This window comes from Streptomyces sp. CB03238, from assembly GCF_002099185.1.
In the GTDB taxonomy this organism is placed as follows: domain Bacteria; phylum Actinomycetota; class Actinomycetes; order Streptomycetales; family Streptomycetaceae; genus Streptomyces.
In genome coordinates, this window is sequence record NZ_NBCN01000002.1 from 466854 (window position 1) to 480757 (window position 13904).

Consider the following 13904-nt stretch of genomic DNA (forward strand, 5'->3'; position numbering starts at 1 on the left):
TCTTCCACAGCAGCCATTTCGTTTGAAACCAGGAGCCCCCGATGTTCGAGGCGGTCGAGGAACTGATCGGCGAGCACGCCGATCTCGAGAAGAAGCTTGCCGACCCTTCGGTCCACGCCGATCAGGCCAACGCCCGCAAGCTCAACAAGCGCTACGCCGAGCTGACCCCGATCGTCGCCACGTACCGCTCCTGGAAGCAGACCGGCGAGGACATCGAGACCGCCCGTGAGTACGCGCAGATCGACCCCGACTTCGCCGCCGAGGTCAAGGAGCTGGAGAAGCAGCGCGAGGAGCTGACCGACAAGCTGCGGCTGCTGCTCGTCCCGCGCGACCCCAGCGACGACAAGGACGTCATCCTGGAGATCAAGGCGGGCGCCGGCGGCGACGAGTCCGCGCTGTTCGCCGGAGACCTGCTGCGCATGTACCTCCGGTACGCCGAGCGCGTTGGCTGGAAGACCGAGATCATCGACGCCACCGAGTCCGAGCTGGGCGGCTACAAGGACGTCCAGGTCGCCGTGAAGACCAAGGGCGGCAACGGGGCCACCGAGCCCGGCCAGGGCGTCTGGGCGCGGATGAAGTACGAGGGCGGGGTGCACCGCGTGCAGCGCGTGCCCGCCACCGAGTCGCAGGGCCGTATCCACACCTCCGCCGCCGGTGTCCTGGTGACGCCCGAGGCCGAGGAGATCGACGTCGAGATCCACGCCAACGACCTGCGCGTCGACGTCTACCGGTCCTCCGGGCCCGGCGGCCAGTCCGTCAACACCACCGACTCCGCCGTACGCATCACCCACCTGCCGACCGGCATCGTCGCCTCCTGCCAGAACGAGAAGAGCCAGCTCCAGAACAAGGAGCAGGCCATGCGTATCCTGCGCTCCAGGCTGCTCGCCGCGGCCCAGGAGGAGGCCGAGAAGAACGCCGCCGACGCGCGCCGCAGCCAGGTGCGTACGGTCGACCGGTCCGAGAAGATCCGGACGTACAACTTCCCGGAAAACCGGATCTCGGACCACCGGGTCGGCTTCAAGGCGTACAACTTGGACCAGGTGCTCGACGGGGAGCTCGACGCGGTGATCCAGGCGTGTGTCGACGCCGACTCCGCCGCGAAGCTCGCTGCCGCCCAGTAACACTCGATATTCGCTCAGCCCGGAGGACCAGCGTGCAGCAACATTTTGGGGGGCGACCCCCAAGCCCCCGCAGTGTGCTGCTTGCCGAAGTGGCCCAGGCCACCCAGCGGCTGGCCGACGCCGGCGTGCCGTCGCCGCGCTTCGACGCGGAGGAGCTCGCCGCGTTCGTGCACGGCGTCAAGCGGGGAGAGCTGCACAACGTCAAGGACGCGGACTTCGACGCCCGCTACTGGGAGGCCATCGCCCGCCGCGAGGCCCGCGAGCCGCTCCAGCACATCACCGGGCGGGCGTTCTTCCGCTACCTGGAGCTCCAGGTCGGGCCCGGTGTCTTCGTGCCCCGCCCCGAGACCGAGTCGGTCGTCGGCTGGGCCATAGACGCCGTACGGGCGATGGACGTCGTCGAGCCGCTCATCGTCGACCTGTGCTCCGGCTCCGGCGCCATCGCGCTCGCCATGGCCCAGGAGGTGCCGCGCTCGCGCGTGCACGCCGTGGAGCTGTCAGAGGACGCGCTGGTGTGGACGCGCAAGAACGCCGAGGGGTCCAGGGTCACGGTCCACCAGGGCGACGCCCTGACGGCCCTCCCCGAGCTCGACGGCCAGGTCGACCTGGTCATCTCCAACCCCCCGTACATCCCCCTCACCGAGTGGGAGTACGTCGCGCCCGAGGCCCGCGACCACGACCCGGAGATGGCGCTCTTCTCCGGCGAGGACGGCCTCGACACCATCCGCGGCATCGAACGCACCGCCCACCGGCTGCTGCGCCCCGGCGGCCTCGTCGTCGTCGAGCACGCCGACACCCAGGGCGGCCAGGTGCCGTGGATCTTCAACGAGGAGGCCGGCTGGGCGGACGCCGCCGACCACCCCGACCTGAACAACCGCCCGCGCTTCGCGACCGCGCGCAAGGCGACGCCATGACGGCACGGTGCGCGGCGGCGCCGGAGGCGCCTCCCACGCCCGAAGGGCGTAGGGGGCGATCGACCGTCGGCGCGCGCTCGAGCGTTTCGGCGATGATCCGAGTGACCATGAAAAGGGAGGCCCGCTGATGGCACGGCGATACGACTGCAACGACGCGACCGACCGCACGACCGGCCTGCGTGAGGCCGCGTCCGCCGTCCGACGTGGCGAGCTCGTCGTGCTGCCCACCGACACCGTGTACGGGATCGGTGCGGACGCCTTCAGCGCGGAGGCCGTCGCGGACCTGCTGGCGGCCAAGGGGCGCGGCCGCAATATGCCCACCCCTGTCCTGATCGGCTCCCCGAACACCCTGCACGGCCTCGTCACGGACTTCTCCGAGCAGGCCTGGGAGCTCGTCGACGCCTTCTGGCCCGGCGCCCTGACGCTGGTCGCCAAGCACCAGCCGTCGCTCCAGTGGGACCTCGGCGACACGCGCGGCACCGTCGCGATCCGGATGCCGCTGCACCCGGTCGCCATCGAGCTGCTCACCGACGTCGGCCCGATGGCCGTCTCGTCCGCCAACCTGACCGGCCACCCGGCGCCCGAGGACTGCGACGCCGCGCAGGGCATGCTCGGCGACTCCGTCTCCGTGTACCTGGACGGCGGCCCGACGCCGGGCAACGTCCCGTCGTCGATCGTCGACGTCACCGGCAAGGTCCCGGTCCTGCTGCGCGCGGGCGCCCTGTCCGTGGACGAGCTGCGCAAGGTGGTACCCGATCTCGAGGTGGCCAGTTGACCGCCCCTGAGGGGCGTGGCATAGGCACGGAGAACTCGTTCCGCATCCTCCACGTCAGCACCGGCAACGTCTGCCGCTCGCCGATCACCGAGCGGCTGACCCGCCATGCCCTGTGCTCCCGCCTGGGCGACCCCATGGGCGGCGGGCTGATCGTGGAGAGCGCCGGCACCTGGGGCCACGAGGGCGCCCCCATGGAGGCCAACGCCGAGCTCGTCCTCGCCGACTTCGGCGCGGACGCGAGCGGCTTCGTCGGCCGCGAGCTGCTCGACGAGCACGTCATCCGCGCCGACCTGGTGCTGACGGCGACCCGCGACCACCGCGCCCAGGTCATCTCGATGGGCCACTCGGCGGGCCTGCGCACGTTCACCCTGAAGGAGTTCACCCGCCTCGTACGGGCGATAGATCCGGCCACCTTGCCGGACCCCCTCAGCGACGGCATGGTCGAACGCGCCCGCGCCCTGGTCCGCGCCGCCGCCGCGCTGCGCGGCTGGCTCCTCGCCCCCAGCGCCGAAGCGGACGAGGTCAACGACCCTTACGGCGCGCCGATCACCTTCTTCCGCTCGATCGGCGACGAGATCCAGCAGGCCCTGGACCCGGTGGTCACGGCCCTGACCGGGGTGCCCACCCGGCGGTGACCGCTTCGGCGGACGGAGTCCGGCGCAGCGGCTCGAAGCCTGTGAGGCCCCCTGGGGCCGAGCAGTGCGAGGGGCGCGTCGGGGATTGGGCCCCGGTGGTCACGGCCCTGACCGGGGTGCCCACCCGGCGCTGAAGCGGCGTTGACGGGGCGCGGAGCGGTTCGCGGGCCTACATTGGGGGAGACGGGGCCCGCCCACGCATGGAGCCACTGATGCCGGTCACCGCTGCTGCTGCTGCCGATGTGCGTGATGCCGACGTCCTGCGACGGCAGGATCCGGAGATCGCCGACGTACTGTCGGGGGAGGGGCGGCGGCAGGCCGACAGCCTGCAGCTGATCGCCGCCGAGAACTTCGCCTCACCCGCCGTGCTCGCCGCGCTCGGCTCGCCGCTCGCCAACAAGTACGCCGAGGGCTACCCCGGCACCCGGTACCACGGGGGCTGCGAGTACGCGGACGCCGCCGAGCGGATCGCCGTCCAGCGGGCCACCGCCCTCTTCGGCGCCGATCACGCCAACGTCCAGGCCCACTCCGGCTCCTCGGCCGTCCTCGCGGCGTACGCGGCGCTGCTGCGGCCGGGTGACACGGTGCTGGCGATGGGACTGGCGTACGGCGGCCACCTCACGCACGGGTCGCCGGCGAACTTCTCCGGCCGCTGGTTCGACTTCGTCCCGTACGGCGTCGACGCCGAGTCGGGCCTCCTCGACTACGAGCAGGTCCGCGTCCTCGCCCACGAGCACAAGCCGAAGGCGATCGTGTGTGGCTCGATCTCGTACCCCCGGCACATCGATTACGCCGAGTTCCGCGAGATCGCCGACGAGGTCGGGGCGTGCCTCATCGCCGACGCCGCCCACCCCATAGGGCTCGTCGCGGGCGGGGCCGCGCCCAACCCCGTCCCGTACGCCGACGTGGTCTGCGCGACCACGCACAAGGTGCTGCGCGGCCCGCGCGGCGGCCTCCTGCTGTGCGGCGGCGAGCTGGCCGAGCGCATCGACCGCGCGGTGTTCCCGTTCACGCAGGGCGGCGCCCAGATGCACACGATCGCCGCCAAGGCGGTGGCCTTCGCGGAGGCGGCAACGCCGGCGTACGCGGCGTACACCCATCAGGTGGTGGCCAACGCGCGCGCCCTCGCCGACGCGCTCGCCCAGGAGGGCTTCGCCATCACCACCGGCGGTACCGACACCCACCTGATCACCGCCGACCCGGCGCCCCTGGGCATCGACGGGCGCGCCGCCAAGGCCCGCCTCGCGGCCGCCGGCATCGTGCTGGACACCTGCGCCCTGCCGTACGGGGACGGGCGCGGCATCCGGTTCGGTACCGCCGCCGTGACGACCCAGGGCATGGGCGCCGCGGACATGGAGCGGATCGCCGCGCTGTTCACGGCGGCGCTGCGCGACGAGGAGGCGGCCGGAAAAGTCCGGTCCGACGTACGTGATCTGGCCGAGCGATTTCCCCCGTATCGGGGGTAGAAGAGCGGCCGTGCAACCGCCCGCGGCACCCGTGTGTCCTCAACCATGGGGAGAGCAGAGCTAGGGTGTGGGGCTGAGATGGCCAGCGATTCCTGTGGGGCAGCCCGTGCGTGATTACCTGCTGACGCTCTGTGTCACGGCCGCGGTGACCTATCTGCTGACCGGTCCGGTGCGGAAGTTCGCCATCGCGGCCGGAGCGATGCCGGAGATCCGCGCCCGCGACGTGCACCGAGAACCGACGCCGCGGCTCGGCGGCATCGCCATGTTCTTCGGGCTGTGCGCGGGGCTGCTGGTCGCCGACCACCTGACGAACCTCAACAGCGTCTTCGAGCTGTCCAACGAGCCGCGCGCGCTGCTCTCCGGCGCGGCCCTGATCTGGCTGATCGGCGTCCTGGACGACAAGTTCGAGATCGACGCCCTGATCAAGCTCGGCGGCCAGATGATCGCCGCGGGCGTGATGGTCATGCAGGGCCTGACGATCCTGTGGCTGCCCATCCCGGGCATCGGGACGGTGGCGCTCACCCAGTGGCAGGGCACGCTGCTGACCGTCGCCCTGGTCGTCATCACCATCAACGCGGTGAACTTCGTCGACGGCCTCGACGGCCTTGCCGCCGGCATGGTGTGCATCGCCGCCGCCGCGTTCTTCCTGTACGCCTACCGGATCTGGTACGGCTTCACCATCGAGGCCGCCGCGCCCGCGACGCTGTTCGCGGTGATCCTGATGGGCATGTGCCTGGGCTTCCTGCCGCACAACATGCACCCGGCGCGGATCTTCATGGGTGACTCCGGCTCGATGCTGATCGGCCTGGTGCTGGCCGCCTCCGCGATCTCGATCACCGGCCAGGTCGACCCGGACGCGCTGAAGATCTTCGAGGGCTCGACCCGTGAGGCCACGCACGCCGCACTGCCGGTCTTCATCCCGCTGCTGCTGCCGCTGACGATCATCGCGATCCCGGTGGCCGACCTGGTACTGGCGATCGTGCGCCGGACGTGGAACGGCCAGTCGCCGTTCGCGGCCGACCGGGGGCACCTGCACCACCGGCTGCTGGAGATCGGGCACTCGCACAGCCGGGCGGTGCTGATCATGTACTTCTGGTCGGCGCTGATCGCCTTCGGGACGCTGGCGTACTCGGTGCACTCGGCGTCGATGTGGATCGTGCTGGTCATCGTCGCGCTGAGCGCCATCGGACTCGTCCTCCTGCTGCTGCCGCGCTTCACACCGCGCGCCCCGCGCTGGGCGGAGGCCTTCGTCCCGCCGCGCTACCGCCGCCGCAGGGTGCAGCCGGCGGCCGGGACGACCGAGGCGCCCGCGCCTTCGCCCGCGTACGAGGAGGAGGAGCGTGTACCCGTCCCGGCGGGGGTCAACGGGGCGACCGCCCTCAGCGCCCTTCCCGAGCTCCACGACCGGCGGAAGGCCGGAACGCGCGGTTGACGGACCTCACCAACGCGGCCATTACCACGCAAACCGGCCCGCTGTCCTGCACACACGCGCAGGGTCACTCTCATGTGTGAGAGTCAGCACACCTCAGGGTAAAGACCTCATCAAATAGTTTGTGATACGGTTCACGAGACCCGGCGACAGAGCCGAAGGACCGTAGTGCGACGGTTCCTCGGCCACCGAGAGCACGCCTCGGACCGGGCATACGCTCGTCCATGACGACACCACTGCCCCCACCAGCAAGCGGAGATGCCGCCATGCCGTCCAACGACGCACGCACCCTGCTGTACGCCGCCGTACCCACCCTCGCCACCGGCGCTGTCGCCACCGTGGTGAGCGGTGTGGTCGCCGGCGGCAAGGGGGCTCTCGGCGCCGTGGCCGGCACGCTCGTGGTCGTCCTCTTCATGGGGATCGGGCTGGTGGTGCTCCAGCGGACGGCCAAGTCGCTGCCCCAGCTCTTCCAGGCCATGGGGCTGATGCTCTACATGGCCCAGTTGCTGCTGCTGTTCATGATCATGGCCCTGCTGAAGAACACCTCTCTGTTCGACTTCAAGGCCTTTGCCTTCACGCTGCTCGCGGCGACCATCGTCTGGGTCGCGGCCCAGGCCCGCGCCTACATGAAGGCCAAGATCCTCTACGTGGATCCCGCGTCCGACAAGGGTGACAAGCCCGAGAAGACGGGGCCGTCGACGTGAGGAGTAGGGCCGGGATAAATGCGCGTTCACGATGCTGCTATCGTCCGGTGCCAACTGCGGCACTGCGGGCGCGGGCATCCGAGCTGACGCCTGTCCCAGCGCGAGGCTCGACGCCGAACCGCCGCCCCCCCATCCGTAAGACCAGTCCAGTGCCGACCCGCGGCTGCGTGCCGCGCCGACACAACGAGGTTGCCGTACCTATGCGCCACGCTGAAGGAGCCCGCGGTGAGTGCTGACCCGACTCAGGTGCTCGCTTTCGAGACCGACTGCCACATCTTCGACGGTTGTGGGTTTCCGGGCCCGGGCCTGCACTCGTTCATGTTCGAGCCGCTCTGGGGCAATGCCGACGGTGATGGCCTTTACTTCAACAAGGTGATGTTGCTGGCCCTGCTCGGCAGCGTCATCATCGTGGGCTTCTTCTGGGCGGCCTTCAGGAAGCCGAAGGTTGTTCCCGGCAAGCTCCAGATGGTCGCCGAAGCGGGCTATGACTTCGTCCGACGCGGCATCGTCTACGAATTCATCGGCAAGAAGGAGGGGGAGAAGTACGTCCCCCTCATGGTCACCATCTTCTTCTTCGTCTGGATGATGAACCTTTGGTCGGTCATCCCGGTCGCGCAGTTCCCGGTGACGTCGATCATCGCCTACCCGGCTGCGTTGGCGGCGCTCGTCTACATCCTGTGGATGAGCCTGACCTTCAAGAAGCACGGCTTCGTCGGTGGGCTCAAGAACCTCTCCGGCTACGACAAGTCGCTCGGTCCGGTTCTGCCGCTGGTGATGAGCATCGAACTGCTCTCGAACGTGATCCTGCGGCCCTTCACCCACGCCGTACGACTCTTCGCGAACATGTTCGCCGGCCACACGCTGCTGCTGCTGTTCACCATCGCCAGCTGGTACCTGCTGAACGGCATCGGTATCGCCTACGCGGGCGTGTCGTTCGTCATGGTCCTCGTGATGACTGCCTTTGAGCTTTTTGTGCAGGCGGTCCAGGCGTACGTCTTCGTCCTCCTGGCCTGCAACTACGTTCAGGGTGCGCTCGCCGAACACCACTGAGCCCTCCTGTTCACCGCCCCAACGTCCGGTGGCCAACCCCCACCGGTTCTGAAAGAGAAGGAAGAACTGGCATGTCCCAGACCCTTGCTGCCGTCGAAGGTTCCCTCAGCTCGGTCGGTTACGGCCTCGCCGCCATCGGCCCCGGCGTCGGCGTCGGCATCATCTTCGGTAACGGCACGCAGGCCCTGGCCCGTCAGCCCGAGGCTGCCGGTCTGATCCGCGCCAACCAGATCCTCGGCTTCGCCTTCTGTGAGGCCCTCGCCCTCATCGGCATGGTCATGCCGTTCGTCTACTCCTAAGACGAGCAGCGACGACCAGCCTCTTTAGACGAAAGGCTCTGATGTGAACCTCGCCATGATCCTGGCGCAAGAGGGTGAGAAGGAGAATCCCCTCATCCCGCCGTGGCCTGAGGTGGTCATCGGTCTGATCGCCTTTGCCATCGTCTTCGGCTTCCTCGCCAAGAAGCTCCTCCCGAACATCAACAAGGTTCTGGAAGAGCGCCGTGAGGCCATCGAGGGTGGCATCGAGAAGGCCGAGGCGGCTCAGATCGAGGCCGAAAGCGTTCTCGAGCAGTACAAGGCTCAGCTCGCCGAGGCACGGCACGAAGCTGCCCGCCTGCGTCAGGAGGCGCAGGAGCAGGGCACCGCGATCATCCAGGAGATGAAGGCGGAAGGCCAGCGCCAGCGCGAGGAGATCATCGCGGCCGGCCACGCCCAGATCGAGGCCGACCGCAAGGCCGCGGCGACCGCGCTGCGCCAGGACGTGGGCAAGCTCGCCACCGACCTGGCCGGCAAGCTGGTCGGCGAGTCCCTCGAGGACGTCGCCCGCCAGAGCCGTACCATCGACCGCTTCCTCGACGAGCTCGAGGAGAAGGCCGAGGCCGCCCGATGAACGGAGCGAGCCGCGAGGCACTGGCTGCCGCGCGCGAGCGTCTCGACGCGCTGACCGACAACACGTCGGTCGACGTGGCGAAGCTCGCCGGTGAGCTGGCCGCCGTTACCGCGCTGCTCGACCGCGAGGTGTCGCTGCGTCGGGTCCTGACCGACCCGGCGCAGGCCGGTGAGGCCAAGGCCGAGCTGGCCACGCGACTGCTGAGCGGTCAGGTGGGCGGGGAAGCCGTCGACCTGGTCTCCGGCATGGTCCGGTCCCGCTGGTCGTACTCGCGTGACCTCGTCGACTCCCTCGAGGAGCTGGCGAACACCGCGGACCTCACCGCGGCGCAGCAGGCCGGCGCGCTCGACGACGTCGAGGACGAGGTGTTCCGGTTCGCCCGGATCGTCCAGTCGAGCACCGAGCTGCGGGCCGCGCTGACCGACAAGGCGGCCACCGTGTCCGCCAAGAGCGAGCTGCTGCGCAGCCTGCTCGGCGGCAAGGCCAACCCGGCCACGGAACGGCTGATCGTCCGTCTCGTCACCCAGCCCCGGGGACGTAGCCTGGAAGCGGGACTCGAGTCCCTGTCCAAGCTCGCCGCGGCGCGCCGGGACCGGATGGTCGCGGTCGTCACCTCGGCGGTGCCGCTCAGCGACCAGCAGAAGCAGCGCCTCGGCGCCGTGCTGGCCAAGCTGTACGGCCGCCAGATGCACCTGAACCTGGACGTGGACCCCACGGTCCTCGGCGGGATCTCGGTGCGGGTCGGCGACGAGGTCATCAACGGCACCGTCGCAGGCCGCCTCGACGAGGCTGCCCGGCGACTGGCCGGCTGACCAGCACCAACTCAACAAGCGTTACCTACGGCCCGGTTGGGCCGTGCAGAGGATGCAGAAGTTCTGGGGGGAGCCCCCAGATCCCCCAAAGAAACTTCGGGCCCAACAAGGAGAGCAGGGAACCCAGATGGCGGAGCTCACGATCCGGCCGGAGGAGATCCGGGACGCGCTGGAGAACTTTGTCCAGTCGTACAAGCCGGACGCGGCCTCGCGCGAGGAGGTCGGTACGGTCAGCCTTGCCGGCGACGGCATCGCGAAGGTCGAGGGTCTGCCCTCGGCCATGGCGAACGAGCTGCTGAAGTTCGAGGACGGCACCCTCGGCCTCGCCCTCAACCTCGAGGAGCGCGAGATCGGTGCCATTGTCCTCGGTGAGTTCAGCGGCATCGAGGAGGGCCAGCCGGTCACCCGCACCGGCGAGGTCCTGTCCGTCGCTGTCGGCGAGGGCTACCTGGGCCGGGTCGTCGACCCGCTCGGCAACCCGATCGACGGTCTCGGCGAGATCGCGACCGAGGGCCGCCGCGCCCTCGAACTGCAGGCACCCACGGTCATGCAGCGCAAGTCGGTGCACGAGCCGATGGAGACCGGCTACAAGGCCGTCGACGCCATGACCCCGATCGGCCGTGGTCAGCGTCAGCTGATCATCGGTGACCGTCAGACCGGCAAGACCGCCCTGGCCGTCGACACGATCATCAACCAGCGCGACAACTGGCGCTCGGGCGACCCGAAGAAGCAGGTCCGCTGCATCTACGTCGCCATCGGCCAGAAGGGCTCCACCATCGCGTCCGTGCGCGGCGCGCTGGAGGAGGCCGGTGCCCTGGAGTACACGACCATCGTCGCCGCCCCGGCGTCCGACCCGGCCGGCTTCAAGTACCTGGCGCCCTACACCGGCTCCGCCATCGGTCAGCACTGGATGTACCAGGGCAAGCACGTCCTGATCATCTTCGACGACCTGTCGAAGCAGGCCGACGCCTACCGTGCCGTCTCCCTGCTGCTGCGCCGCCCGCCGGGCCGCGAGGCCTACCCGGGTGACGTCTTCTACCTGCACTCGCGTCTGCTGGAGCGCTGCGCCAAGCTCTCCGACGACATGGGCGCCGGTTCGATGACCGGTCTGCCGATCGTCGAGACCAAGGCCAACGACGTCTCGGCGTTCATCCCGACCAACGTCATCTCCATCACCGACGGCCAGTGCTTCCTGGAGTCCGACCTGTTCAACGCCGGTCAGCGCCCGGCCCTGAACGTCGGTATCTCGGTCTCCCGAGTCGGTGGCTCCGCCCAGCACAAGGCGATGCGCCAGGTGTCCGGCCGGCTGCGCGTGGACCTCGCCCAGTTCCGTGAGCTGGAGGCGTTCGCCGCCTTCGGTTCCGACCTGGACGCCGCGTCGAAGGCTTCGCTGGAGCGCGGTAAGCGCATGGTCGAGCTGCTCAAGCAGCCCCAGTACCAGCCGATGGCGACCGAGAACCAGGTCGTCTCCGTCTGGGCCGGCACCACGGGCAAGATGGACGACGTTCCGGTCGCGGACATCCGCCGCTTCGAGACCGAGCTGCTGGACTTCCTGAACCGCGAGCACAAGCCGCTGATGACCTCGATCCGCGAGGGCGCGAAGATGTCTGACGACACCCTCACCGCCGTCGCCGACGCCATCGCCGCGTTCAAGAAGCAGTTCGAGACCTCGGACGGGAAGCTGCTGGCCGAGGACGCCCCGGCCACCGCCAACGTCTCGAAGTGACGACGGAAGGGACCTGACTCATGGGAGCGCAGCTCCGGGTCTACAAGCGTCGCATCAAATCCGTCACGGCGACCAAGAAGATCACCAAGGCGATGGAGATGATCGCCGCCTCGCGCATCGTCAAGGCGCAGCGCAAGGTGGCGGCCTCCACGCCGTACGCGACCGAGCTCATCCGCGCGGTCACCGCGGTGGCCACCGGGTCGAACACCAAGCACCCGCTGACCACCGAGACGGACAACCCGACCCGGGCCGCGGTCCTGCTCATCACGAGCGACCGCGGTCTGGCCGGCGGCTACTCGTCCAACGCCATCAAGGCCGCGGACCAGCTCACCGAGCGGCTGCGCGGCGAGGGCAAGGAGGTCGACACGTACATCGTCGGCCGCAAGGGTGTCGCCTACTACGGCTTCCGCGAGCGCAAGGTCGCGGAGTCGTGGACCGGCTTCACCGACAGCCCGAGCTACGCGGACGCCAAGGCGGTCGCCGCGCCGCTCATCGAGGCCGTCACCACGGAGACGGCCAAGGGCGGGGTCGACGAGCTGCACATCGTCTTCACGGAATTCGTGTCGATGATGACGCAGACGCCCGTACAGAACCGGATGCTCCCGCTCAGCCTTGACAAGGCCGCGGAGGAGACGGGGACCAAGGGCGAGATCCTTCCGCTGTTCGACTTCGAGCCGTCGGCCGAGGACGTCCTCGACGCCCTGCTGCCGCGGTACGTCGAGAGCCGTGTCTACAACGCACTGCTGCAGGCCGCTGCTTCCGAGCACGCCGCCCGCCGCCGCGCGATGAAGTCGGCGACCGACAACGCCGGAGACCTGATCCACAGCCTCTCCCGGCTTGCCAACGCGGCCCGCCAGGCCGAAATCACCCAGGAAATCAGCGAGATCGTCGGTGGCGCGAGCGCCCTGGCCGACGCGACCGCGGGGAGTGACAAGTAATGACCACCACTGTTGAGACGGCCACGGCGACGGGCCGCGTCGCGCGGGTCATCGGCCCGGTCGTCGACGTGGAGTTCCCCGTCGACGCGATGCCGGAGATCTACAACGCGCTGCACGTCGAGGTTGCCGACCCGGCCCAGGAAGGCGTCAAGCGGACGCTGACCCTGGAGGTCGCCCAGCACCTGGGTGACGGCCTGGTCCGCACGATCTCGATGCAGCCCACCGACGGTCTGGTCCGCCAGGCCCCGGTGACCGACACGGGCAACGGCATCTCGGTGCCGGTCGGCGACTTCACCAAGGGCAAGGTGTTCAACACCCTCGGTGAGGTGCTGAACATGCCGGAGGAGAACGCCAACGTCGGTGAGCGCTGGCCGATCCACCGCAAGGCCCCCGACTTCGACCAGCTCGAGTCCAAGACCGAGATGTTCGAGACCGGCCTGAAGGTCGTCGACCTTCTCACCCCGTACGTCAAGGGTGGAAAGATCGGTCTGTTCGGTGGTGCCGGTGTCGGCAAGACCGTGCTGATCCAGGAAATGATCATGCGTGTCGCCAACCTCCACGAGGGCGTCTCCGTCTTCGCGGGCGTCGGCGAGCGCACCCGTGAGGGCAACGACCTCATCGCGGAGATGGAAGAGTCCGGCGTTCTGGACAAGACCGCCCTGGTCTTCGGCCAGATGGACGAGCCCCCGGGCACCCGTCTGCGCGTCGCCCTGGCCGGTCTGACCATGGCGGAGTACTTCCGCGATGTGCAGAAGCAGGACGTGCTCTTCTTCATCGACAACATCTTCCGGTTCACCCAGGCCGGCTCCGAGGTGTCCACCCTGCTCGGCCGTATGCCGTCCGCGGTGGGTTACCAGCCGAACCTGGCCGACGAGATGGGTCTGCTGCAGGAGCGCATCACCTCGACGCGTGGTCACTCGATCACCTCGATGCAGGCGATCTACGTCCCCGCGGACGACCTGACCGACCCGGCCCCGGCCACCACCTTCGCCCACCTCGACGCGACGACGGTTCTCTCCCGTCCGATCTCCGAGAAGGGCATCTACCCGGCCGTGGACCCGCTGGACTCCACGTCCCGGATCCTGGACCCGCGCTACATCTCCGAGGACCACTACGCCGCGGCCACCCGCGTCAAGGGGATCCTGCAGAAGTACAAGGACCTCCAGGACATCATCGCGATCCTCGGTATCGACGAGCTGGGCGAGGAGGACAAGCTCGTTGTCCACCGTGCCCGTCGCGTCGAGCGCTTCCTGTCCCAGAACACCCACGCCGCCAAGCAGTTCACCGGCGTGGACGGCTCGGACGTGCCGCTCGACGAGTCGATCACCGCGTTCAACGCGATCTGCGACGGTGAGTACGACCACTTCCCCGAGCAGGCCTTCTTCATGTGCGGTGGTCTTGAGGACCTCAAGAAGAACGCCAAGGAGCTCGGCGTCTCCTGAG

At 69.0% G+C, this 13904-nt stretch carries 14 protein-coding genes; all 14 read left to right on the top strand.

Annotation, left to right across the window (positions count from 1 at the left end; genetic code table 11):
* The first annotated feature begins 41 nt into the window (after window positions 1-41).
* Window positions 42-1121 carry a peptide chain release factor 1 gene (prfA, locus tag BKD26_RS04910; protein WP_084896107.1) on the top strand — a complete coding sequence of 360 codons (1080 nt, stop codon included), beginning with the start codon at window positions 42-44 and terminating at the stop codon, window positions 1119-1121.
* Between the two features lie 32 nt (window positions 1122-1153).
* Window positions 1154-2035, top strand: a complete 882-nt coding sequence (prmC, locus tag BKD26_RS04915; RefSeq protein ID WP_179166411.1) for a peptide chain release factor N(5)-glutamine methyltransferase — start codon at window positions 1154-1156, stop codon at window positions 2033-2035.
* A 127-nt stretch (window positions 2036-2162) separates the two neighbouring features.
* Window positions 2163-2810: an L-threonylcarbamoyladenylate synthase gene (locus tag BKD26_RS04920; protein WP_084896109.1), complete on the top strand. Its 648-nt coding sequence runs from the start codon at window positions 2163-2165 to the stop codon at window positions 2808-2810.
* Entirely contained in the window at window positions 2807-3445 is a 639-nt protein-coding gene (locus BKD26_RS04925; protein WP_084896112.1) for a protein-tyrosine-phosphatase, read from the top strand. The genes BKD26_RS04920 and BKD26_RS04925 overlap by 4 nt, the downstream gene beginning before the upstream one ends.
* A gap of 212 nt (window positions 3446-3657) precedes the next feature.
* Window positions 3658-4911 (top strand): serine hydroxymethyltransferase, encoded by a 1254-nt coding sequence (gene glyA / locus BKD26_RS04930; protein ID WP_084896114.1) that lies wholly within the window; start codon window positions 3658-3660, stop codon window positions 4909-4911.
* A gap of 106 nt (window positions 4912-5017) precedes the next feature.
* Entirely contained in the window at window positions 5018-6343 is a 1326-nt protein-coding gene (locus tag BKD26_RS04935) for an MraY family glycosyltransferase (RefSeq protein ID WP_084896246.1), read from the top strand.
* 263 nt (window positions 6344-6606) lie between these two features.
* Entirely contained in the window at window positions 6607-7044 is a 438-nt protein-coding gene (locus BKD26_RS04940) for a hypothetical protein (protein ID WP_084896116.1), read from the top strand.
* 210 nt (window positions 7045-7254) lie between these two features.
* Window positions 7255-8094 (top strand): F0F1 ATP synthase subunit A, encoded by an 840-nt coding sequence (gene atpB, locus BKD26_RS04945; RefSeq protein ID WP_084896249.1) that lies wholly within the window; start codon window positions 7255-7257, stop codon window positions 8092-8094.
* A 71-nt stretch (window positions 8095-8165) separates the two neighbouring features.
* Complete coding sequence (locus BKD26_RS04950; RefSeq protein ID WP_084896118.1) at window positions 8166-8393, top strand: hypothetical protein; 228 nt, start codon at window positions 8166-8168, stop codon at window positions 8391-8393.
* Window positions 8394-8436: 43 nt separating this feature from the next.
* Window positions 8437-8985, top strand: a complete 549-nt coding sequence (locus BKD26_RS04955; RefSeq protein WP_084896120.1) for a F0F1 ATP synthase subunit B — start codon at window positions 8437-8439, stop codon at window positions 8983-8985.
* Window positions 8982-9797, top strand: a complete 816-nt coding sequence (locus BKD26_RS04960) for a F0F1 ATP synthase subunit delta (RefSeq protein ID WP_084896122.1) — start codon at window positions 8982-8984, stop codon at window positions 9795-9797. The genes BKD26_RS04955 and BKD26_RS04960 overlap by 4 nt, the downstream gene beginning before the upstream one ends.
* A 127-nt stretch (window positions 9798-9924) precedes the next feature.
* Entirely contained in the window at window positions 9925-11523 is a 1599-nt protein-coding gene (gene atpA / locus BKD26_RS04965; protein ID WP_084896124.1) for a F0F1 ATP synthase subunit alpha, read from the top strand.
* A 20-nt stretch (window positions 11524-11543) separates the two neighbouring features.
* Entirely contained in the window at window positions 11544-12461 is a 918-nt protein-coding gene (locus tag BKD26_RS04970) for a F0F1 ATP synthase subunit gamma (RefSeq protein WP_084896126.1), read from the top strand.
* Window positions 12461-13903: a F0F1 ATP synthase subunit beta gene (atpD, locus tag BKD26_RS04975; RefSeq protein ID WP_084896128.1), complete on the top strand. Its 1443-nt coding sequence runs from the start codon at window positions 12461-12463 to the stop codon at window positions 13901-13903. Before BKD26_RS04970 ends, atpD begins: the two co-directional genes overlap by 1 nt.
* The last annotated feature ends 1 nt before the right edge of the window (window position 13904 follow it).